This window comes from Arthrobacter sp. FW306-04-A (assembly GCF_044358315.1).
Lineage (GTDB): Bacteria > Actinomycetota > Actinomycetes > Actinomycetales > Micrococcaceae > Arthrobacter.
This window is the reverse complement of sequence record NZ_CP084559.1, coordinates 1,074,132-1,095,403: the sequence shown is the minus strand read 5'-3', so window position 1 is coordinate 1,095,403 and position 21,272 is coordinate 1,074,132. Positions and strand designations below refer to the sequence as shown.

Annotated in this window: 19 protein-coding genes and 1 pseudogene; 12 read left to right on the top strand and 8 right to left on the bottom strand. The window is 63.1% G+C overall.

The window, feature by feature from the left end; translation table 11 throughout:
- Positions 1–102: 102 nt before the first annotated feature.
- From LFT43_RS05060 to LFT43_RS05045, 4 genes are all read right to left on the bottom strand, one after another.
- Positions 103–834, bottom strand: a complete 732-nt coding sequence (locus LFT43_RS05060) for a maleylpyruvate isomerase family mycothiol-dependent enzyme (protein ID WP_395801453.1) — start codon at positions 832–834, stop codon at positions 103–105.
- On the bottom strand, positions 834–1,661 hold the full coding sequence (locus tag LFT43_RS05055) for a fumarylacetoacetate hydrolase family protein (protein ID WP_395801452.1): 828 nt from the start codon (positions 1,659–1,661) through the stop codon (positions 834–836). Before LFT43_RS05055 ends, LFT43_RS05060 begins: the two co-directional genes overlap by 1 nt.
- Entirely contained in the window at positions 1,658–2,788 is a 1,131-nt protein-coding gene (locus tag LFT43_RS05050; protein WP_395801451.1) for a cupin domain-containing protein, read from the bottom strand. Before LFT43_RS05050 ends, LFT43_RS05055 begins: the two co-directional genes overlap by 4 nt.
- Positions 2,789–2,895: 107 nt before the next feature.
- Entirely contained in the window at positions 2,896–3,693 is a 798-nt protein-coding gene (locus tag LFT43_RS05045) for an IclR family transcriptional regulator (RefSeq protein ID WP_395801450.1), read from the bottom strand.
- A gap of 83 nt (positions 3,694–3,776) precedes the next feature.
- Here LFT43_RS05045 and LFT43_RS05040 point away from each other — a divergent pair.
- The 4 genes and pseudogenes from LFT43_RS05040 to LFT43_RS05025 all read left to right on the top strand — a co-directional run.
- Positions 3,777–4,193: pseudogene (locus LFT43_RS05040) on the top strand (MFS transporter); the annotation flags it as partial.
- Positions 4,186–5,499: an FAD-dependent oxidoreductase gene (locus tag LFT43_RS05035; RefSeq protein ID WP_395801449.1), complete on the top strand. Its 1,314-nt coding sequence runs from the start codon at positions 4,186–4,188 to the stop codon at positions 5,497–5,499. The pseudogene LFT43_RS05040 and the gene LFT43_RS05035, both read left to right, overlap by 8 nt.
- A gap of 109 nt (positions 5,500–5,608) precedes the next feature.
- Positions 5,609–7,045, top strand: a complete 1,437-nt coding sequence (locus LFT43_RS05030) for a flotillin family protein (RefSeq protein ID WP_395801448.1) — start codon at positions 5,609–5,611, stop codon at positions 7,043–7,045.
- 8 nt (positions 7,046–7,053) lie between these two features.
- A complete protein-coding gene (locus LFT43_RS05025; RefSeq protein WP_395801447.1) occupies positions 7,054–7,296 on the top strand; it encodes a hypothetical protein in 243 nt (80 codons plus the stop codon).
- Between the two features lie 38 nt (positions 7,297–7,334).
- Here LFT43_RS05025 and LFT43_RS05020 read toward each other — a convergent pair whose 3' ends face one another.
- Positions 7,335–9,218, bottom strand: coding sequence for a polysaccharide deacetylase family protein (locus LFT43_RS05020; protein WP_395801446.1), 1,884 nt, complete (start codon positions 9,216–9,218; stop codon positions 7,335–7,337).
- Between the two features lie 381 nt (positions 9,219–9,599).
- On the opposite strand from LFT43_RS05020, the gene LFT43_RS05015 reads away from it, so the two are divergent.
- Genes LFT43_RS05015 through LFT43_RS05005 form a run of 3 tightly spaced genes read left to right on the top strand, consistent with a single transcriptional unit; the run spans position 9,600 to position 12,718 of the window.
- A complete protein-coding gene (locus LFT43_RS05015; RefSeq protein WP_395801445.1) occupies positions 9,600–10,814 on the top strand; it encodes a glycosyltransferase family 4 protein in 1,215 nt (404 codons plus the stop codon).
- The gene (locus LFT43_RS05010) at positions 10,811–12,250 is read left to right on the top strand and encodes a UDP-glucose dehydrogenase family protein (RefSeq protein WP_395801444.1); all 1,440 of its coding nucleotides are present in this window, start codon (positions 10,811–10,813) and stop codon (positions 12,248–12,250) included. The genes LFT43_RS05015 and LFT43_RS05010 overlap by 4 nt, the downstream gene beginning before the upstream one ends.
- Before the next feature lie 45 nt (positions 12,251–12,295).
- A complete protein-coding gene (locus LFT43_RS05005; RefSeq protein ID WP_395801443.1) occupies positions 12,296–12,718 on the top strand; it encodes a hypothetical protein in 423 nt (140 codons plus the stop codon).
- A gap of 12 nt (positions 12,719–12,730) precedes the next feature.
- Here LFT43_RS05005 and LFT43_RS05000 read toward each other — a convergent pair whose 3' ends face one another.
- Positions 12,731–15,055 (bottom strand): LuxR C-terminal-related transcriptional regulator, encoded by a 2,325-nt coding sequence (locus LFT43_RS05000; RefSeq protein ID WP_395801442.1) that lies wholly within the window; start codon positions 15,053–15,055, stop codon positions 12,731–12,733.
- Between the two features lie 1,107 nt (positions 15,056–16,162).
- Here LFT43_RS05000 and LFT43_RS04995 point away from each other — a divergent pair.
- The gene (locus tag LFT43_RS04995; protein ID WP_395801441.1) at positions 16,163–16,579 is read left to right on the top strand and encodes an excalibur calcium-binding domain-containing protein; all 417 of its coding nucleotides are present in this window, start codon (positions 16,163–16,165) and stop codon (positions 16,577–16,579) included.
- 54 nt (positions 16,580–16,633) lie between these two features.
- On the opposite strand, the gene LFT43_RS04990 is transcribed toward LFT43_RS04995, so the two are convergent.
- Entirely contained in the window at positions 16,634–16,837 is a 204-nt protein-coding gene (locus tag LFT43_RS04990) for a cold-shock protein (RefSeq protein WP_028266315.1), read from the bottom strand.
- Positions 16,838–17,141: 304 nt separating this feature from the next.
- On the opposite strand from LFT43_RS04990, the gene LFT43_RS04985 reads away from it, so the two are divergent.
- The 4 genes from LFT43_RS04985 to LFT43_RS04970 all read left to right on the top strand — a co-directional run bounded on the left by LFT43_RS04985 (position 17,142) and on the right by LFT43_RS04970 (position 19,840).
- Entirely contained in the window at positions 17,142–17,408 is a 267-nt protein-coding gene (locus LFT43_RS04985; protein WP_395801440.1) for a type II toxin-antitoxin system Phd/YefM family antitoxin, read from the top strand.
- On the top strand, positions 17,405–17,797 hold the full coding sequence (locus tag LFT43_RS04980) for a type II toxin-antitoxin system VapC family toxin (RefSeq protein ID WP_395801439.1): 393 nt from the start codon (positions 17,405–17,407) through the stop codon (positions 17,795–17,797). Before LFT43_RS04985 ends, LFT43_RS04980 begins: the two co-directional genes overlap by 4 nt.
- A gap of 46 nt (positions 17,798–17,843) precedes the next feature.
- Positions 17,844–18,608: an alpha/beta fold hydrolase gene (locus LFT43_RS04975; protein ID WP_395801438.1), complete on the top strand. Its 765-nt coding sequence runs from the start codon at positions 17,844–17,846 to the stop codon at positions 18,606–18,608.
- 140 nt (positions 18,609–18,748) lie between these two features.
- Positions 18,749–19,840: a thioredoxin domain-containing protein gene (locus tag LFT43_RS04970; protein ID WP_395801437.1), complete on the top strand. Its 1,092-nt coding sequence runs from the start codon at positions 18,749–18,751 to the stop codon at positions 19,838–19,840.
- A gap of 127 nt (positions 19,841–19,967) precedes the next feature.
- Here the strand turns inward: LFT43_RS04970 and LFT43_RS04965 are convergent, their stop codons facing one another.
- On the bottom strand, positions 19,968–21,086 hold the full coding sequence (locus LFT43_RS04965) for a hypothetical protein (protein WP_395801436.1): 1,119 nt from the start codon (positions 21,084–21,086) through the stop codon (positions 19,968–19,970).
- Positions 21,087–21,272: the final 186 nt, after the last annotated feature.

The following is a 21,272-nucleotide window of genomic DNA, read 5'->3' as shown; positions in this document are numbered from 1 at the left end:
GTAGGATCTATAGCTAAATCTGAATAGTCATACAAGCGGTTGGTGCAGTTCTTCCGGTGAAGAAGCCGGGAGCTGTGCCAACCTTCTTTGTGCCCGACGCCGTCAGATCCACTTGGGTGCCGCCGGCACCGGCCCGGCGCCCGCAGTCACACCGTCGGTCCCCCGCCCGGTGGCCCATTGCACGACGCCGGCCAGCGGGCCAGTGATCACGACGGCGGTGTCCGGGTCCCCGAATACGAGGTCCGTGCCGGCAACTTTAACGAGCAACCCCTTATTGGTGCCGCGGGCGGCCCACGCGCCAGTGATATCGCGCAGTAGCCGTTGCAGGACCGACACCGGGATGTCCGCAAAGGTCGCCCCGTTGTCCAGGTCAACGGCATGCACCCAGACTTCGCGGGTCCGCATCCACACGGTCTCGGATGCCGGAACCTCCCTGCCCTGGATGGTCCGGACCGTGTGGCGCCACTCATCCTCCGGCAGGTCCCGCCATTCCACGCTCAAGTGCACAGCGGAGTGGTCAAAGAGGTTCCGCAACGCGATAGGAGACAGGGTGGCGCCGAAGTCGATCTCCTCATCCCGCACCGAGACAGAGGGATACATGGGAGTCTCCACCCCGGTCCCGGCCCACTCCACGAGCCGCGCGATGGCCCGGGCGTTGTAGCCGACATGTGCTATAACGTGACGCCGGCTCCACGCCGGCAGCAGCGAACCGCCGTCGAGCTCTGCGTCGCTGAGTTCGTTGAGTTTGCGGGCGAAGAACGCGGTCCCCCGCCGGGCCTGCAGCAATTGTTCCTGCAAGCCCGGATCAGTGGTGAGGTCCTGGCGAGCAACCATCAGGCTTCCTTGACCACGCGGTTGTTCAGCTGGCCCAGGCCTTCGATGGTGGTGACCAGGAGCTGGCCTTCCTGGAGGTAGCGCTTGGGGTCCTGGGCGTGGCCCACCCCGCCGGGCGTGCCGGTCGCGATGACGTCGCCCGGGTTCAGCGTGATGATGGTCGAGATATAGGACACCAGGAATTCCGGGGTGAACACGAGGTCACCGGTGGGGGTCTGCTGCTGGATCTCGCCGTCCACCGCGGAGGTCATCAGCGGGCCGGCCGAGAACTCGTCCTTGGTGACCAGGGCCGGCCCGAACGGGGTGCTGTTCTCCCAGGTCTTGCCTTGGAGCCACTGGACGGTGCGGAACTGGTAGTCGCGCATGCTGACGTCGTTCAGCACCGAGTACCCGGCGATGTGATCGGCCGCGTCGGCTTGGCTGATCCGCCGCCCCTTCTTGCCGATCACGACGGCGAGCTCGGCCTCCCAGTCAACCGTGTCCGATTCCTGCGGCAACGCCAGATCGTCGTTGGGACCGATCAGGGACTCCTGGTACTTCGCGAACAGGGTGGGGTACTCGGGGATGTCCCGGCCCATCTCCTTGATGTGGTTGCGGTAGTTGTGCCCCACGCAGATGATCTTCCCCGGTGAGGGTACGACGGCGGCGAGGTCCGCGCCGTCGTAAGCGTGCCTTGAGCCGTGGGCCGCCTGGGCGATGGCCGCCCAAGCGGGATCCTGCAGGAGGGCGCCGACGTCGGAGAACCCGTCGATCTCGGTCAGGGTGTCGCCGTCCTGGCGGACAGCCGTCGTCGTTCCGGCGGAAGTGCGGAGGGTGAGGAGTTTCATTTGTTGCGTCCTTCGATGTACGTGCGGTTGAAGTTCAGTCGTTCGAAAATAGGGGCATCGCTGAAGCGGAAGAGGTCGAACTCGCCCTCTGCCTGCAGGGACCACAAGGCCCAGGACGGGACCACGAAGAGATCGCCCTTCTCCAGAACCTTTGACTCCCCGTTCAACATCACGGTGCCGGTCCCTTCGAAGACCTGCCACACGCTGGAACCGACTTCACGCAACGGCTCGGTGGAAGCCCCGGGACGCAACCGGTGGAATTCGGCCCGGATGGTCGGCATGACATCCCCGCCCGTGGTCGGATTGGTATAGCGCACGGCGGCGTGGCCCTGGCTGACCGTGGCCGGGTGGCCTTCATCTTCGAGAAGCAACTGCTCGCGGAGGGCGGCATCGGTGTGCTCCCAACGGTAGGCCGCGATAGGCGAGTTGGTGGTGTCATCCAGTCCGGACAGCGGACGAAGGCCCGGGTGGGCCCAGAGGCGTTCGGAGCGTGAGATGTCCGGGGTGGCCTCGTCCGTGACGCGTTCGGTGCCGAACTCGAAGAACCCGGCGTCCGCATAATGCACAAACGGGATGTCCAGCCCGTCGATCCAAGCCATCGGCTGGTCCGTGTCGTTGTGGTGGCCGTGGAAGTTCCAGCCCGGGGTCAGGAGGAAGTCGCCGCGGCGCATGGCCACCGGATCCCCGTTCACCACGGTCCAGACGCCTTCGCCCTCGACGACGAAGCGGAACGCGTTCTGCGAGTGACGATGCTCCGGGGCTGTTTCGTGCGCGCCTAGATACTGGATGGCAGCCCACAGAGTAGGCGTGGCATAAGGGGTACCAGCAAGGCCCGGGTTGGCGAGCGCGATGGCACGGCGTTCCCCGCCGCGACCCACGGGCACCAGGTCCCCGGCACGGGCCGCCAACGGGTACAGATCGTTCCAGCGCCACACGTGAGGCATGGCTTTCGGGGACGGCACCATTGGCATGAGGTCAGCGATCTCGGTCCACAGCGGAATCAGGTTCCCGGCTCCGAAGTCGCGGTACAACTGCTCCAGCTGGGCAGCTTCCTGTGGCGTCGGCTCCGGAACCGCGTTCGCGGCGGCAACAGATTCGTGCGTTGTGCTATCGGCGCTGATGGACACAGGGGCCTCCTCGAGAGTACGGAACGGTTTAGGCGTACTCCAGACCCTAGAGAGACCGCGAAGTGATCTCCAACATATTCTGCACAGCAGAATAGTGGTGCGCAGGCTCAGCCGGGCTCAGCCGGATTGGCTGCGATGTCGATCTCCAATTGCCGTTGCGTTTCCCGCATGATGCTCACGAGTCCAGCATCGAACAGCCTGCGGAACCTTGCCACAGGCGTCGCCACGCTCAGCGCACCTACCGCGACGCCGTCCTTGTTGTGAAGGGCCACTCCCAGGGCGCTGATCCCTTCCTCGGTGCCCTCGAAGTTGGCGGCAAATCCGTTGCTCCGAATGGTCTCCAGCTCGCGGAGAAAGGCCGGATATTCGGCGTCGGGAATACTATCCCCGCCGATTTCCGCATTGTGGCTGCGAAACAATTGCTCAATCATGGCGGTCTCCAGCTCGGCCAGCAGAGCCTTGCCTCCCGAGGCCTTGTTGGCAGGCAGCACGGTTCCTTGCCTATCGCCCACGCGTAAGGCGTTGGTGCCTTCAACCGTGGCAAGGAACCTGACCCTGGTCCCCACCCGAACCATGAGATTGACTGTCTCGTTGATCCGCCCGCTCAGGAGTTCCATGTGCGGCTGCGCCACCGTGCGCAACAGACGGGTCCAACTGAGTCCGGCCGGACCAACTCCCATGGCTGGTCCAGGTACGTACCTACGGGTCTCGTCCTGGACCGCGAACCCCCGGTACACCAGCATGGCCAGCAGCCGGTGGGCGGTGGAGGGGGCAACACCCAACTCCTCAGCCGCATCCTTGAGCCTGAGGCTACCGCCGTCACGCAAGAGCTGGAGGAGTTGCAGGGCGTTGTCCACGGCCTCAATGGAATAGGCCGGCTTCTTGCGGGCCGGAAGATTCTGCACCACAGAATTCTATAGGGCTACTCCGACGGCGGCCACACAGTGGTGGGATGAATCACACACCTTCCGCTGCAGCGCCGGAGCGGACACAACAAGGTCCAATCCCGACGGCGATAGCGGCAGCCGCCGTCGCCGCCGTCGCGCTGGCCGTATTGGTGGCGGGCCCGCCGGTGGGACTCGTTTACGTGATGCTGGTGCTGGCCGGGGTCGGCACCCACGGAACCCAATGCCTCATTATCGCCGCAGTGGCCAGCCACTACCCGGCGCATTTGCGGGGTACGGCGCTGGGCTGGGCCCTCGGCGTCGGCCGCATTGGCGCGGTCGCCGCACCGCAAGCCGGCGGGCTGCTCCTTGCGGCCGGCCTGGGCGTCAACTCGAACTTCCTGGCGTTTGCCGGGGCGGCCGCCGTCGCCGCGGTCCTGCTCGGCGCCATCGCCGCCAAAATCAAGAGTGCCAACATCAATTCCAAAAACACCATCCCTTTAGGAGCTAGCAATGTCTGACCGCAAACCGTTCACTGAAGTACTCGTCGTCGGCGGAGGGATGGCCGGCCTCGCCGGCGCCTTGGCCCTCCGCGCGAACGGTGCCGAGGTGACATTGGTTGAGCGGGCCCCCGAATTCGGCGAGGTCGGAGCCGGCCTGCAGATGGCCCCGAACGCCTCCCGCGTCCTGAAACGTTGGGGCCTCCTGGAGAAGGCGTTGGAGATCGGTGTCCGGCCGAAGCACTTGGTGTTCCGCGACGCCCTCACCGGCGAGGAGCTCACCCGCCAGACCCTGGGGGGCGATTTCGAGGAACGGTACGGCGCTCCGTACGTCGTGATCCACCGCAGTGACCTGCACCGGATCCTGCTGGAAGCCTGCGAGGACGCCGGCGTCCGCCTGGTGAACGACGTCGTCGTGGAGAAGGTTGAGACCGTGAACGCCCGCGGCGTGGCACACACGGCGGGCGGCAACGTTTACGAGGCCGACGTCGTGATCGGCGCGGACGGCCTCAAGTCGACGCTCCGCTCGGCCGTTGCGCAGGACGGCCCGGTGTCGTCGTCGTACGTCGCATATCGCGGAACGGTGCCCATTACAGCGGAAACCCCGGCGGCTGATCTCGAGGACGTGATCGTCTACCTCGGGCCGGACTGCCATCTGGTGCAGTACCCGCTTCGCAAGGGCGAACTGTTGAACACCGTGGCTGTATTCAAGTCGCCGTCGTTCGAGCGCGGAGAAGAACAATACGGCGGCGTGGACGAACTTGAGGCCGCCTACAAGGACTGCGTCCCCGCGGTCCAGGCTGCCCTGCGGAACCTTGCGACCGGCATCCGTTGGCCCATGTACGATCGCGATCCCATCGAGAACTGGATCGACGGCCGCTTGGTGCTGATGGGCGACGCGGCCCACCCGATGCTCCAGTATTTGGCCCAGGGAGCCTGCCAAGCGCTTGAAGACGCCGCGGTGCTCCAGGACTCCACGGTCGGTTCCGTGTTTACCGACGACGGCGTGGACCCCGCTGCTTGGGACCGCGCGATCGACGAATTCAACTCGGCCCGGGCAGCCCGCACGGCCCGCGTCCAGCGCACTGCGCGCGTCTGGGGCGAGTCCTGGCACGTGTCCGGCGTCGCGCGCACCTTGCGGAACCTGCTGTTCAAGAGCCGCAAGGACGGCGACTTCCAGTACAACGACTGGCTTTACGGCCAAGCCGCCGACGGCGTCCCGGCTGTCCCGGCGGAAGCTGCGGCGGGTGCCGCAACCGGTCCCGGTATGGATGTCCGCACGAGGCCTGAGGCGAGGACTGAATCGCTGGCGGGAACGAGCGCCTAGGAGCATCCGTTGTGTCAATTGTAAGCAAACAAATTGCTGGACTACTGTAGCCGTCGGCAGCAGACTGGCTACACGAGCCGCTTGAGTGCTTGCCGTTGAAAGGACAGTCATGTTCGACCTCGTTGCTTATCTCCCCATTCTTGTGACCGTATTGGGAGTAATCGTCGCCGTTGCGGTCATTAGGCTGCTCATCAAATTGATGTGGAAGGTGGCTGAACCAAACGAGGCATTGATCATTTCCGGCCTGACCCGCGGAAGTTTGGACACCAGGGACGGAATGGACTTCAAAATTGTCACCGGTAAGGGTGCCTTGGTGGTTCCCGGGCTCCAGACAGTGAGGACTTTGTCGCTGACGCTGAATGAAACAGAACTCCAGGTCAACTGCGTGACCTCGCAAGGTATCCAGGTGATCGTGGAGGGTGTGGTTATTTACAAAATCGGTGACGCCGCGCCATTCATTGCGAACGCCGCGAGGAGGTTTCTCGGCCAACAGCCCAAAATGGAAAGCCAGGTCTACAACGTCTTTGAAGGACACCTGCGCTCGATCATTGGCAGCATGACCATGGAAGAGATCATCCGCGAGCGCGACAAACTCGCCTCTTTGGTCCGCAGTGCCAGTGGTATTGAAATGGAAAAACTTGGCCTGGTAGTTGATTCCCTGCAAATAAAGGACCTTCAGGATCCCACGGGCTACATCCAGAACCTGGCCAAGCCGCATATTGCCCAGGTCAAAATGGAGGCCCGCATAGCCGAAGCCACCCGGAACCGCGAGGCAGCTGAGAAGGAAGCTGAGGCGGCTGCCCAGATAGCCGACGCCCAGAGCATCTCGGCGATCAAGCAATCGGCGGCCCAAGCCAACGCCGAGACTGCTCGGGCCAACGCGGCACAGGCAGGTCCATTGGCCGACGCCACGGCGCGCCAGCAAGTGGTGGTCCAGGAAACCGAGGTGGCCAAGCTGGAGGCGGACCGCGAGGAGCAAAAGCTCCAGACGTCCATCCGCAAACCTGCCGATGCCAAGGCCTACGCACAGCGCACCGAGGCAGAAGCCCAAAAGGCCGCGGACATCAGCGCGTCCGAGGCGCGGGCACGGCGTACGGAACTTGAAGCCCAGGCGAACGCCCGCAAGGTGGAAGTCGAAGCGCAGGCCAACGCCACGGCTGCGGCCGCGATTGCGGGAGCCACAAAGATCACCGGTGAAGCCGAAGCGGCAGCCACGAAGGCCCGCGGTGATGCGGCAGCTTCCGCTATAAAGGCCAAGTCCTTGGCGGAAGCGGACGGCATCAAGGCCCGTGCTGAGGCGCTCGGAACCAACCAAGAGGCAGTTATCTCCCAGCAACTAGCGGAGAACATGCCTGCGATCGTGGCGGCCGCGGCCGAACCCTTTGCACATGTGGGGCAGCTGACGGTCCTCAACGGCGGCGAAGGGCTCAACAGCATGGTGGGTGGGATCCTGTCCCAGGTGGGCAACTTCCTGCCATCGATCACAGCTGCCCTCAAGAACGGCCAGGTACCTCCCAAACGGCCTACCAAAGCCCCTGATGCATAGCGAAACCGATGCACAAAGAGGTTGATCGGAGCCTGACCGGCAAGATCGGGAGGGTCACGGGGCGAATCGGGCCTGGCACCGTGGGGGAAGTCATGCTGCCGTTCCATGGCGGCACAAGCGCCTTCCACGCCCATCCCTTCGACAAGACCAGCGTTTTCAACATCGGTGATGAGGTGCTCGTCATCTACTACGAGCCACCCGGGACAGTCTTCGTTGACGAGCTGCCAGACGTACTGAGGGCGGCTAAATAGATAGCCGCCCTCAGCGTTCGTTTCAGTTGCCCAGTTACTCAACCCAGCGGCGGGGCCCCCACGCTGTCATACATCGCGTAGTCGTCCGTGATGAGTGTTCCGTTGTTGAACAGGCTAAGCCCGAAACTGATGGCAGTGGCCCCGGCGGGGAGTGCCGGCGTCGTGAGGCTCGCCTGCGTGTAGGTGCCCGTGGCTGGCAGCCACGGTCCGGAGGTCCAGTACACCCAGGTGCCGGAGGCGTCGCGGTAGTACAACGCGAACTGTGTGACTGCAGTTGACGTGTACCACGCCCGGAGCGAGTAGGTGTGTCCCGCTACCGCCGCAGGTGGGCAGGTACTGGTGTCGAGGGTCGGAAGCAGCTTCGCGTCACCACTGGAGTAGCCCGTGATGGTGAGTTTCTCCGCTTTGGTGCCGGTGTGGGCAGTAGCTACCGTACTGAACACGGCGGTGTTGGTGCCGTATCCGCCAGCCTGCCAGCACTGCGGGAACGCGCCCGCCCCTGCGGTTTCAAGGCTTGGGTTTTGCACGAGGTTGGACCCAGCTGGCGGTGGCGGCGGAGGCGGTGGCGGGTTGCCGACGTCGAACATCTCGTAGTCGTCAGTGGTCAGGGTGCCGTTGCTGAACAGGTTCAGTCCGAAGCTGATGCCGCTGGCGCCCGCCGGAAGGGCCGGGGTGGTCCAGGTGGCCTTCTGGTAGGTAGTAGCGGCGGCGAACCATGGGCTGGAGGTCCAGTACGTCCATGAACCGAGTCCAGTGCGGTAATACAGCTCGAACTGGGTATTGGTGGTGGATTTATACCAAGCGCCGAGCGTATACGTGTGTCCCGGAGTCGCCGTTGGAGAACAACCACCCAGGTCCAGGGTCGGCAACAGTTTCGCGTCGCCGTCCACGTAGCCGCTGACCACCAACTGTTCCGCAACCTTCCCTGTGTGTGCCTGCCTGACAACCGAGAAATTCGCGGTGTTCGTGCCGTAGCCTCCGGCTGCCCAACACTGCGGGGCGCCGTTTACAAGGGTTTCGAGACTCGGGTTCTTGACCAGGTTTCCAGTGCCCTGTGGCGGGGCCGGCGGTCCGGAGACCAGCGGTTTGACCGTTCCGCCAATCACCTGAGCCACCGTCTTGACGCTGGTGGTTGCAGGGCGGGCCTTGAGCCAGGTGGCGAACTGGTTGAACAAGGTGGGCGTGATGTTCAGCGGATCTTTGCTGGTGGAGGAAATGTGGTGGAACGTCAATTGCACCCATCCGCCTGCGGGCTCGGCCTGCGTGACAGATTTCTGCAGGTCGGCAAGTGTCCAGGTGTTGTCCACTTCATCGGGAGCGGCGGTGTTGTACGGGTTTGCCGGCGGTATGGTCTCCGCAAGGGGGCAACCGGCGCAGCTGAACCGTGTCTTGATGTCGCCAAGACCGCGGGCACTGTTGAAACCGCAATTCTTCACTATGGTCTCAAGAGAGGCGTTTTCGGCGGCAAAGGGATAGGCGAAGTCCGTGATTGTGAATCCCCAATTGCTGAGGTTGACTCGGTCGTTGCAGATCTGGCGAGTGGCCTCATCGGACGTCACGGTGGTGAGGTCCGGGTGGGTGACAGTGTGGCCGGCGATCTCGTTGCCGTTCGCCACCAAGCCCTGCATGTCCGCCACGGTCATGTACCCAGGGTTGTTAACGAATCCGGACGGAGTGTAGAAGGTACCTACCAGGCCCAGGCTCTGCAAGGTCTGCGCGGCGGTGACCTGATCAGCATTTGCGTCATCAAAGGTCAGGGTTACGACAGTGGGATTGGCAGCCAAGGCTGCGGGGGCGGTGATGCCGGAGGTGACGCCGGCGAATGCAAGTACCACCACAACGGTGGAGAGCCACGTAAGCCTTTTGCCGCGGATCGTTCCTCTGAACGTCCGGTGCTGGTCAGTACGGTTGAAGAGTTTCATAGGGTCTGGCTCGATTCTTAGGCGGCGGCCTGGCCGGACATACAGCAGGCTCAGGGTGATGACACCCGGCGCTGTTCAGCAAGTGAGCATGCGCCGCCGAGCCGGCACCGTCTTGCCGAAAACCCCCGGTGCCGGGACAAGCGCCAGTCATGGCCACGAGGTTCACTATGGTGTCACCGTAATTCGGGCCCATAGCGACGGATAAGAGTAAGTTCTACCCGTCTTTCCTGCCTGGGGTACTCAGGTGAGGCCTCTTTCCGTTGGCAAACGACGTTCCACTCCATGGTGCCGGGACAGCAACATCAGTTTGTTAACCAAACCTTCCCCCGAGCGTCACGCCCATTCCCCCGCTTCGCCAACCGCCGGGCACACCGTGGAGGGGTGAGGATCGCTATCGTTGCCGAATCATTCCTGCCGCTCATGAACGGGGTTACCCACTCCATCCTGCGGGTGCTGGAGCATCTGCAAGAGCGCGGCGACGAAGTGATGGTGATTGCGCCGTCGACGTCGGACACTGCTGTCTCGGACGTCGTGAACGGCGCATTTGTCCACCGCCTTCCTTCCGTGCCGCTGGCCGGATACACAAATGTGCGGGTGGCGTTGGGCGGTGTGAGCCGGGTCAAGAGAATCCTTGCCGATTACGCACCGGACGTCGTCCACCTTGCATCCCCTTTCGTCCTCGGTTGGCGGGCTGTGCAGGCCGCGCACCAGCTCGGCATCCCCACGGTTGCCATCTACCAAACCGAGGTCCCCAGCTACGCCGCACGGTATGGCGTGCCCATCCTGGAAAACTGGGCATGGAACCGGGTGGACAACATCCATCTCCTTGCAGACCGCACACTGGTCCCGTCCACGTTCGCGCTCAACCAGTTGCGCGGACGCGGGATCCTGAGGGTGGGCATGTGGCGGCGCGGTGTGGATACCGCGCGGTTCTCCCCCACGAAGCGCTCGACGGCGTGGCGAGCCTCCGTAGCGCCCGACGGCGAGCGCATCATCGGCTACGTCGGCCGCCTCGCGATCGAAAAGCAGGTGGAAGACCTTGCCGTGTTGGCGGATCTGCCGGGAACCCGGGTGGTCATCGTGGGCGACGGGCCGCAGCGCGCGGCCCTCGAAGCGGCACTGCCAAACGCGGTCTTCACCGGATTCCTGGGTGGCGACGAACTGGCCCAGGTTGTTGCGTGCTTTGATCTCTTCGTGCATCCTGGCGAGTTCGAAACGTTCTGCCAGACCATCCAGGAGGCCATGGCATCGGGGGTTCCCGTCGTGGCCACCGGCCGCGGCGGCCCCCTCGACCTCGTGGAAAACTCACGTACCGGCTGGCTCTACGAGCCAGGTGACCTCGCCCAGATGCGCGGTTACGTGCAGGACCTGGTGGGCGACGACGCCAAGCGCCGGGCGTTCGGAAAGGCGGCACTCGCTTCGGTCCAGGGACGGACGTGGCCGGTGTTGAGCGCCCAACTCGTACAGCACTACGAGGCAGTGATCGCCGGTGATGCGCTGGTTGAGCCACCCACCGAACCCATCCAGGCGGCCGAGCTTCAGGCCGCCGAGCCCGCCGTTATCTCCGTGACTTCCAGCAAAGGACTCTCAGCATGAAAATCTCCGTTGTCGGCTGCGGCTACCTTGGCGCAGTACATGCCGCAACGCTCGCGTCGATGGGCCACACCGTGGTGGGCATCGACGTCGACGCCCAGAAGGTGGCCCACTTGAACAAGGGCTTCGCCCCTTTCCACGAACCCGGCCTTGACGAACTTCTCCGGGACGGCTTCGCCACGAAACGGCTCACGTTTTCCACCGACTTTGCCGATGCCGCCGACGCCCAGACGCACTTCCTCTGCGTTGGCACCCCGCAGTCGAAGACGTCGGACACGGCAGACCTCTCCTACGTGATCGCAGCTACGAAGAGCCTCCTCCCCCATCTGGCGAGGGGCGCCGCCGTCGTCGGCAAATCCACCGTCCCGGTGGGGACGGTGGACATGCTCCGCGGCATCCTTGCCCGCAGGCCTGATGTCCTGCTCGGCTGGAACCCCGAATTCCTACGTCAGGGCACGGCTGTGAAGGATTCATTGGTACCGGACCGGCTGGTGTACGGCGTGCCGGGCGGCAAGGATTCTGCGGCGGGCGTACCCGTGACGGCCGCCCTTGATGCCGTCTACGAACCGCTGATTTCCGCCGGTATCCCGCGGCTGGTTTGCAACTTTGCGACCGCCGAGCTCATCAAATCCGCCTCGAACGCCTATCTCGCCACCAAGCTCAGCTTCATCAACGCCATGGCCGAACTTTGCGACGCTTCGGGTGCCGATGTCACTGAACTCAGCGAGGCGATGGGCCTGGATCCGCGTATCGGCAGCCGGTACTTGCACGCCGGCCTGGGATTCGGCGGCGGCTGCCTGCCGAAGGACGTCCGTTCCTTCCGGGCGCAGGCACGAGCGCTGTCTGTGTCTTCCGTTGACGAGTGGATGAACGTGGTCGATTCCATCAATCTGGGCCAGCGCGCACGCGCCGTCGAAGTGGCGCGTGACATGTGCAAGGGTTTCCTGTCCGGCCGCACCGTCACCGTGCTTGGCGCTGCCTTCAAGCCGGACACCGACGACATCCGCGACTCCCCGGCCCTGGACGTCGCACTCCAGCTAGCCGCGGCGGGTGCCCACGTGACCGTGACCGACCCCAAGGCCATCAACAACGCCTGGATGCGCTACCCCCAGCTCCGCTTCGAAGCGTCCACGACCCGCGCATTGGAAGGCGCTGAGCTGGTGCTCCTGCTGACCGAATGGGACGAATACCGCACCCTCTCACCCGCCGCTGCCGGTTCGCTCGTACGACGCCGGATGGTGCTGGACGCACGGAACGTCCTGGACGCTGGGGTGTGGAAAGCGCAAGGTTGGATTGTTCGTGGGCTCGGAACTGGCTCCCACTCCGAGCCTGCGGAGACCGTTGCCGAAGCAAAGGCGGTTGTCCTCCCCGTCGAACCGGTCAACACCCGGCCCTTCATCGTAGGCTCGCCCAGCAAGGCGCCGACCACGCGACGGTAAGCTTCCGCTCCAGGTATCCTCCTTTCGCGCACACCTAGGGGCCTCATGACTGCTCAGCTTTACGGGGTTCTTCCGCGGGTCCTCGGCTTCATGCTTGCCGGCTTTTCCAGCATTTCCGTCGCCCTCATTTGGAGTTTGCCAGCACCGGAAGGCCTCCGCAACCTTGATCCTCTCGCCCTCAGGAATACGATGGTGGTCATCCTCCTTGTGTTCGGCGTGGCTGCACCATTTGCTGCTGCCTTCGTCCGCACCCAAAAATGGTTAGTCCCCAAAGCCGCAATATTCGCTGCCGCTGGGTTTTCTCATGCAGCGGCACTTGGCCCGGAGATCCGTGTCCCGTTCCAAGAAGCGACGTCGGCAATCGCGGCCGTCTGCTCGCTCGGTCTGGCGGTCCTCACCCTGGCGGCCTTCATTGACTCGATCCAGGAGAAGCATCGGCGGGGAGGCGTACCCGAGAAACGTGGATGAACAGTTCTGTTCCTAGCGGAAGGGAGACGAATCCCGGACCAGGTCAAATAGGGCAGCGCGCGTTGGGCTTCCGGTCTTTCGGAGCGCGTTCGAAATGTGGTTTTCCACGGTCCTGATACTGATTCCCAGGTGCTCGGCGATCTCGGGGTTGGAACGATGACCGGCCAAGGCTGCTATTTCAATTTCCCGGACCGTCAGAGGCGAGTAGCTTCCGGAATTGAATGCCATGGGCTCATCTGCCGATGGGAATCGAGTCGCAAAAATGGAGTACGCCCGCTCCATCTCTGCCGCCCCTACGGTGTCGTCCACGAAGGCATACCGCTTGAAGGCACCTCTAAGCAGCATCCGAACCTGATAAAGATCGGAGTCGGGCTCGTAATTCTCGAGCAGGACGCCGAGCAATTGGTGGTCTTCCTCCACCACCGCTGCCGCAATTGCTACAAGCTGATCGTGCGAGGTGCAGGCATGTTCCCTCAAGGTCTGCCGAAGAATCTCAAGAACCTTCCGACCAGGAAGAAGGCAAGTGAAGAAGAGTGCAGAGTATGTCGCTTCCAGTACATAGCCACGTTCCAACTGCCGTCGAATGAGGCGGGCGGCTTTCCTGTCGAATACTGCGGGGATGAGGGGCCGCCCGGCGACGAGCTCGTAGACTCCTTTTGCGATTCCCGGAAGCGGGCCGATGTCTTCCGCATCGCGCCGCGCCTGCGTTGCGAGGGTCGCGGTGGGCAAGATGGCCGACGTCGCCGCCCTCAGCCCGGCGAGCCGCAGCATGGCGTCATGGAGGGAATCCACTAGGAAGCCTGGCCGTCCCATGGCGAAGACGCTGCCCATCAGGTACTCTGCCTCCTCGAAATGGCCACGGTAGACGAGTGCCTGCGCAGCGACGTAGGTGTTTGACACCATCCCGAATTGGTCCAGGTGGCGGCGGGCTTCCGCGCGTTGGTCGAGCGCAAAGACAATTGCTTCCTCAATCCGCCCAGAGGTGAACAATGCCAGTCCACGGATGAAAGGTCCGATACGGGGAAAGCCCTTGAATCCGTTTGCGGAGTCGATGGCATTGAGTGCCGCGGAAGGGTTGAGGCGGTAGAGTTCCAGCATCCCCCGGACGCACGCCACGACACCGCTTTCAGGGTGGCGATCGTGTAGACGCGCCAAGGTGTCGTCGAGATTCTGAGGCATCCGGTCGTATGACGCTACGAGGAAGAGTTCTACCGATTCAACCTCGGCCGACCACTCAGGGTGTCCCTTCCCAAAGTTCCTCAGAGCGTCGGCCGCATGTTCTAGCCCTTTGCCGGAGTGGATAGCCCAGAGCGCTTTGGTAACTGCCAAGAAGAGGAGTTCGCACATGTCTCCTTCCGAGCTCACGGTCTCGGAAAGCACGCGCTCAATTCTCGATGTGTCAGTCGGCGAGCCCCAGTAAACGCTCAGGACTGCCACCGCGTTCGATACCGATTTTTCGGCATCCCACCGGTCAAAGCGGCGACGCTCTAGAACCGAGATTCTCTCATGAAAATGGCGCGCCGTACCCGCGTCGTCTGTACTCCGTTCAAGGCGCAGCGAGGCCAGGACCCCCATCAGCGAATCGGCCGGCGTGACGTCAACATGGGGTTCCTGTCGCGAAACGCTCAAGGTCCGGGTGATTCGATCCTGCAGGACCCGCCGGCCCGTGAGCACTCGTTGGCCACGGAAATAGTCGGCAAGCACCGGTGGTGTGATCGCAGCGCAAATGTTGTTGTGTGGATCCTCCATGACGGAAATCAAGCCGTGCTGTTCGAGCCGGTCCAGAACGTCTGCGTCGACTACCCGTTGCAGCACATCGATGGGCGCCGTACCGGCGATGGCCATGGTCTGAAGGCCGGTGAGCTCGTCGGACTCGAGTCCTTCAAGGAGAGATTCCACGGTGCCCTGCAGGTGCTCATTCCACAGGGTGTCGCCGGTCATGTGCCATTGGCCGTTGCTAAGGGCAAGCAAATCACTGAGTGAGGCCGTTTCCGCGATTCGGGCCACAAGCCTGGGGTTCCCTGCGGACTTCGTGAGGATGCGGGCAGTGGTATCAGCGTCCGCGGGAGCACCCAAAACATCGGTGATGAGTTCGCTCACGTGCTCATAGCGGAGCGGATTCAGGTGGACCCGCGCTTCAGGGCCAGGACTCAGAACGGCGGGCCGCCCCTTAGCGTAAAGGGAGGACTCACCCATTGTCACGATCATGGGTCGCTTCGTCCTGAGCCTCACGGCATCCAGGACCGCCAGGGTCTCCGTGTCGACGAATTCGAGGTCATCGACAACAAGCACACGCTCCCCTGGCCTGGCGAGCCGTCCTGCCAGTGTGTCAACCACGCCCAGTACCCCTAATTGACCTATTCGAATATCAAGTCCCAGGCTATATATTCCACCAAACGGTATTTCGCGATGTGAGCGAAGGGCCGAAATAGAGTAAACCGTAGCTCCGGTTTTCTCGAGCTCGGCGATAGTTTTTTGCGCGACACTCGTGCGTCCGCTTCCGGACGCACCGACAATTCGAACCATCATGCCGCGAGCAACGTAGTCCAGCGTTCGCCGAACTTCCTGTTCGAACACTCGCGATCCAACTTTCTCTGATGCTCTAATCGGCACGCTCCGGGCCCTAGGAGCTGCTACGTCCATCCGGTTCGACTGCTTCCTGTCCAATGACAGGCATTAGCTGGCGGATTCCCAGGCAACCCGAAAGGATCCCCCAACGCTCTTCCACGAACCGCGTTCCAAGGGAACCGTAGATTCCGAAACCGGCGTCTAGGTGGTGCAATGGCGAAACTGCGTGTGCGCCGGGAGCCGTCTAGGTGTGCCGACCTGCGGTTTTGTTCCGTATCTGAGTGTGCGCCCGCGACAACTAGGTGTTCCCCAGGGACTAACGAGGTGAGGCTTGGCGGTGACAGTTTCTCCATGGTTCTCCTGGTGGTGGTCTCTTGCTTGAAACGCTACGGAGACTTCGTGACCCCCTCTAGGTGGCATCTGGCGCATGTGGATATTTATTCGAATCAATATTCCCACAATCGAACATAGATTCGATTCAAGAGCTCACCCCCCGCCTCTTTCGAGCCATGTCAAGGGGCATCATGGTCCATGTGGACAACTTCTTCTTTTCTCGCATTTCAGATGCTAAAATCGGCGGACACTTGCATCAAAACAATTTCATGGGGGAAATAAATGAATACTCACGCGCCGAAAAACAATGAGGCGGCGAAGCACGCGTCGCTTGACTTTTTGAAATCTCGGACCGCACTTTTCCGACTCTTCGCCATCGTCACGTCGGCAGCCGCGGCACTCTCGCTGACGGCGTGCGGCGGAGCCAGCTCCACAGTCTCGCACGGGGGTGCCACGCTGTCGGCTTCATCTTCAGCTTCAGCTTCGGTTTCCGCTTCACCAAGTGCCACTCCAACACCTACCGCACCGAAATCCGTATCCTGCGTGACGGAGAACGCAACAGAGAACTACCCGCCTAAGGAATTCATTTGCACGAAGTCCGATGCGGGAGTCCTGCTCTGGATGGAACGCTCAGAGTCCAAGAAAGTGACGGACGCGCGTGCCGCAGCGGCGGCGGCGAAGGCTGTGGCAGAAAAGGCAGCCGCAGATAAGGCAGCAGCTGAGAAGGCGGCAGCAGACGCCGCGGCGGCTCAGGCGAGGGCAGACGCCGACGCTGCAGCCGCGAAGGCCCAACAAGACCAAGCCCAGGCTCGGCAGGTCCAGCCGCCCGCGCCGTCGTCCGTTTACTATGCGAACTGTACGGCCGCCCGAGCCGCAGGCGCCGCACCTATCTACCGAGGTCAGCCAGGTTACCGGCCTGCGTTGGATAGGGATAACGACGGAATCGCCTGCGAGAAATAGGCATAAAAAAGCAGGGCCGGTCAATGACCGGCCCTGCTTTTTGAAATCCGAAGCTTAGAGAGCCTGGATGTTTACTGCCTGGGGACCCTTGGGGCCCTGCTCGACGTCGAAGGAAACCTTCTGGTTCTCTTCGAGGGAGCGGTAGCCGCCCGAGTTAATTGCAGAGTAGTGAGCGAAAACGTCCTGGCTGCCATCTTCCGGGGAGATGAAGCCGAAGCCCTTTTCGGAGTTGAACCACTTGACGATACCTGTAGCCATTTTTTCAGTTTCCTTACTGAAGGTGGAGGTTGTCCCGACTGTCGGGCCTCCGGTGTGGGGTGTTCTCCACCGTTACTTCAGAAGGTCGCGGTTGATGAACCGCGGGAACTGCCTGAACTACCAAATGCCAAACACAACAACAGCTACAAGCATACAGGGGTTTTGGCGGATCGCTACTATTTGTCAAAACTCTTCATCTGTCGCGCGCCACCGGCCGTTGCCGCCAACCCGGGCGGATCCTGGTGTGGATCACGTGGATCGTCTCTAGGAATGGCAAAGTGCTACGATTGCTACGGAGGCAACGATGACCACGATTCCACACCGAGAACTCCGGAACAACAGCAGCAAGATTCTGGAGCGGGTCAAGAATGGCGAAATAATTGACGTGACCAACAACGGGGAAGTTGCAGCAACGCTCATACCGCCCTCCGCGTCGCCGTTCGAACGGCTGTTGCAGTCAGGCGGCGTCCGCCGCGCTGCCGAGAGCCCCGTGGATTTCAGGCTTGTGCCCCGCATCAGGAGTGAGATGGGCACGTCAGACATTCTGGCCGATCTGCGTGGCGATCGATGATCACCTATGTGGACACCTCGGCGGTCCTCAAGGTTCTGGTCGACGAACCGGAATCCGCTGCCCTCGCCGAGTATCTTTCTACTGCTGCCGCAAGCGGACACCGCCTTGTCGCGTCGATGCTGCTCTACACAGAGCTCCATTGCGCAGCGCGTCGGCGGGGCCTGAACTCCGGACCGGTGAATACCGTACTCGGCGGAGTCAACCTCGTGGACGTTGCCCGCTCTGACCTGATGTACGCGGCCGCTCTTCCTGGTCGGCTGCAGAGTGCGGACGCGATCCATCTGGCGACAGCAATCAGGCTCCAGGCGGACCTGATGGTCGCTTACGGCGTCGAACTTCTCGCCGCTGCTGTCGATGCCGGCGTCACTGTCCTCTCGCCCGGAAAATAGCCCCTCTCCCCCTCCTTTAGCGCCCCAACCGGCGTAGAGTTCCGCCATGGAGTCGATTCGGGTGGTCCTTCTTCCGGGGAGCGTTCTTCCCGCCCAACCCGCTTATGGCGCGCTGATCGAAGCGTTGGGGCCTGACGTCGACGCCGTCGCGAAGGACCTGGAGCTGTACGACGGCGATGAGCCGCCGCCAGGCTGGAGCCTGGACACCGAGATCGACGGCGTGCTCCGCGAGGCCGAAGCCCGCGGCTGGGACACGTTCCACCTGCTTGGTTATTCGGGAGGCGGGGCCGCCTCTTTGGCGTTCGCCGCCAAACACCCCGAGCGGCTGCTTAGCCTCACGCTTCTGGAGCCCGCCTGGGCCGGCAGTTGGGACTGGAGCCCGGCGCACGCCCAGCTTTGGAAGGAATACGAAGCGCTGGAGACTCTGCCGCCTGCGCAGTTCATGGCCGCGTTCATGAGGCTGGGAGTGAAGCCCGACGTCGTCCTTCCGCCTCCGCCCGAAGGCGGACCGCCGCCGTGGATGGCCAAGCGGCCGGCCGGGATCCGGGCGTTCCTGCGGGACTTCAAGATTTACGATCTGGACCGGGCTCGGTTGGCGGCGTTCAATCGGCCGGTGTTTTTTGTCCTCGGCGGCCTGAGCAATCCAGACGACTATGGCGAGGTTGCCGAACGGCTGTCCACGGTGTTCCCGGACTTTCGCCTTGAGGTGTTCCCTGACCGCCACCACTTCGATCCCCCGCACCGGATCGAACCCGACCGGCTTGGCGGGTTGCTGCGCGAGCACTGGGACCGGGCGGATCGGGTTGTCTAAGGCGGGCCGGGTGCGCGCTGGCGAGTTGGACCCCACCTGAACAAACGGCCGCCGGTTCCTGCCGCCTGCACCGTGCGTGGCGCTATGCTCTGACCATTGGGGGGCGCGGTAGCTCCTGCACACCAGAAGGAGCATTGCGGATGAGTGACTACCAGCCCGAGCAACGCCCGTGGCCGCCCCAGCCAACCACGCACTACGAGACAACCCCCGGTCCTCGGCCCGATCCGCGGCAGGGCTATCCCCCGCCATCTCTGCGCACCGAACCGCTGGCCATCGCATCCCTCGTCTGCTCTTTCGTGATCAGCCTGCTCGGCATCATCTTTGGGCATATCGCCCTCGCGCGCATCAGGCGGAGCGGCGACGGCGGCCGAGGTCTCGCCGTCGCTGGTCTGGTGGTCGGATACGCAGGCCTTGCGGCCGGCACGCTCGCGGCGGTGCTCGCACTGACGCTCGTGTCCACCGGGTTAACCATGACCGCCGGGCAGTGGATGGGAAGCGGCCCCTCGGCCACTCCTCCACTCCAACTCCCCGATCGGGGGCCCAGCCCGGCGAACATGAACGCCAGCGGAGGGATCACCTTGGCCGCGGGAGGCAAAGTGGTGCCTGTCGCTGCGTCCACGGTCGACACCACCACGCTCCCGTCGCCGGATCCGCTCGCGACGCCGAACGGGCAGCCCGCGCATGCGCCAGGCGTCGAGGCGTCGCCGAAAGGGCAGCCGGCCAAGGTGGTGGTGTACTTGGACTTCATGTGCCCGTACTGCGCCGACTTTCACAGCTCCTACGGGCCCAGTCTCGACCGCTTGCGCAACGAGGGAAAGATCACCGTGGAATACCGTCCCGTCACCTACCTCGACCGCCAGTCCACCAATAGGTACTCATCACGTGCGGCCGCCGCGGCAGCATGCGTCGCCGATGCGCACCCGGACAGGTACGCGGACTTCCTCTCCCAGTTGTTTGCCCACCAACCGGCCCAAGGGTCCTCGGGCCTGAGCAACCAGGAACTGAAGTCCCTCGCGGCGGCGGCGGGCGCCGATGGGGCCAAGTGCATCGACAGTGGCTCGTTCCTGGCGTGGGCGCGGTACTCCAACAGGCTCGCCGTGGACAGCGGGATCAACGGGATCCCGACGGCGTTCGTCGACGGCAAGCCGTGGGGTGGCAGCACGTCGACCGGATTGGACTTTATCCAGTTCCTCCAGGTCAATCTCGACGCCCGCGCGAGCGCCGGGACCTAACGGGCGTGCGCTGACGCCTTGCCGGATCACACTGATGCGGCCTCCCACGCGAACCCGTCCGGGTCGGTGAACGGGCCGGCGTCGCTGGCGATCGCGAGTCGGTGCGATGCTGCTGGCCCAGCAGTCTCTATCCCGCGATGAGCTCCTTGACTGGCCCTTCGTGCAAAGCCAGGTAAACATCATTTCGGATCTGGTTGGCCTGGGGATCTGTCATGGTCCGGGCGAGGGGACGCAGCACCAGACGGATCAGGGCGTTGGCCTGGCCATCGTGGATGCGGAGCCGCTCCCGCGCTGCCGCGGGAAGCTCTCCACATGAAGTCAGGGCCAGGAGCTCGACGCTTTCCAGGTCCTCGGCTTGCTCGTCCAGGGCTGTTCGCACTCGGTCTCCGAGCACTTCGGCGTCCATGTCCGCGGGAACGACGATGGAAATGTCCCTGCGGATGGAGGGCATCTGGGAGACCGGTTTCCACCGGGATAGGTCCAGCATCTGCTGTTCGATTCTCTCGTCCGTAGATCTGAGCAACCTGATGTCGGGGATGCCTTTGCGGAGCATCAGGGCCCGGTCCAAACCCATCCCCAGGGCCAGTCCCGACCACCTTGCTGGATCCAGGCCCGCGTCGGAGAACAGATGCGTGGCCATGAGTCCACATTCTGCGAGTTCGAGCCATTCCCCCTCCATGAGGACATCCACCTGCAAGCCCTCGCTGGTGTAGGGGTGAACCGCTGGGACTGCACGCCATTGCGCGCCCGGAAGTACTGCTTGTACGAGGGAGGCGATCATTTCCTGCAGCTCGCCGGAGCCGAGTTTATCCCGCGAGCTGACCCGCCACAGGTCAACCTGGTGGGGAGTTCCCACATGGGTGCGGTCGATGGAATCGCGCCGGTAGACAAGACCGGGGATGGCCCAGAGCTCGTCCATTGGTTCCTCGGCCTCCAGTGCCCGCAGCAGCGACGGGATGGAGGCGGAGGTGTGGCTGCGGAGCATCACGGTAGGGCTGACGTAGCGGGAGTATCTTTGATCTCGCGTCACGTCTGATTCGGTGAAACCCAGGCGGTCGTAGTTGTCGGCTACGCTCACCAGCGGGCTGTGGCGAACGATCCGTTCCGGCACGCCCCATTTGCTGCTGAGCGCATCGATGACGCCCTGTAAGAGTGCCTGCATTGCGTGGGGCTGACCGTCGGGATTCGAGAGATCCCGGATGGTCAAAGCATTGTTGAGTTCGGAGGGACTGAGATAAGCGGGCATTGTTGGTCCTAATGATCGGATCTGAGTGGCGGGTTCCTCCCCCGACTCAAATCCGGCGCCAGGACCTAGGCGCGCGCCTGACAGCCCTCGCGACCGGAACCCGGTCGGGGGCAAATAAATCGACGCGTAGAGAGCATGGGGCGACTATACCCCAACGGTGCGGATACCGGCCCTGATCGCCAGGGT

Excerpts from the sequence above, each read along its gene's own strand:
- LFT43_RS04980 (WP_395801439.1), top strand. The coding sequence starts at position 17,405 with ATGATCACCTATGTGGACACCTCGGCGGTCCTCAAGGTTCTGGTCGAC.
- LFT43_RS05060 (WP_395801453.1), bottom strand. The coding sequence starts at position 834 with ATGGTTGCTCGCCAGGACCTCACCACTGATCCGGGCTTGCAGGAACAA.
- LFT43_RS05055 (WP_395801452.1), bottom strand. The coding sequence starts at position 1,661 with ATGAAACTCCTCACCCTCCGCACTTCCGCCGGAACGACGACGGCTGTC.
- LFT43_RS05035 (WP_395801449.1), top strand. The coding sequence starts at position 4,186 with ATGTCTGACCGCAAACCGTTCACTGAAGTACTCGTCGTCGGCGGAGGG.
- LFT43_RS04965 (WP_395801436.1), bottom strand. The coding sequence starts at position 21,086 with ATGCCCGCTTATCTCAGTCCCTCCGAACTCAACAATGCTTTGACCATC.
- LFT43_RS04990 (WP_028266315.1), bottom strand. The coding sequence starts at position 16,837 with ATGGCTACAGGTATCGTCAAGTGGTTCAACTCCGAAAAGGGCTTCGGC.
- LFT43_RS05025 (WP_395801447.1), top strand. The coding sequence starts at position 7,054 with ATGCACAAAGAGGTTGATCGGAGCCTGACCGGCAAGATCGGGAGGGTC.
- LFT43_RS05010 (WP_395801444.1), top strand. The coding sequence starts at position 10,811 with ATGAAAATCTCCGTTGTCGGCTGCGGCTACCTTGGCGCAGTACATGCC.
- LFT43_RS04975 (WP_395801438.1), top strand. The coding sequence starts at position 17,844 with ATGGAGTCGATTCGGGTGGTCCTTCTTCCGGGGAGCGTTCTTCCCGCC.
- LFT43_RS04985 (WP_395801440.1), top strand. The coding sequence starts at position 17,142 with ATGACCACGATTCCACACCGAGAACTCCGGAACAACAGCAGCAAGATT.
- LFT43_RS05005 (WP_395801443.1), top strand. The coding sequence starts at position 12,296 with ATGACTGCTCAGCTTTACGGGGTTCTTCCGCGGGTCCTCGGCTTCATG.
- LFT43_RS05020 (WP_395801446.1), bottom strand. The coding sequence starts at position 9,218 with ATGAAACTCTTCAACCGTACTGACCAGCACCGGACGTTCAGAGGAACG.
- LFT43_RS05030 (WP_395801448.1), top strand. The coding sequence starts at position 5,609 with ATGTTCGACCTCGTTGCTTATCTCCCCATTCTTGTGACCGTATTGGGA.
- LFT43_RS04970 (WP_395801437.1), top strand. The coding sequence starts at position 18,749 with ATGAGTGACTACCAGCCCGAGCAACGCCCGTGGCCGCCCCAGCCAACC.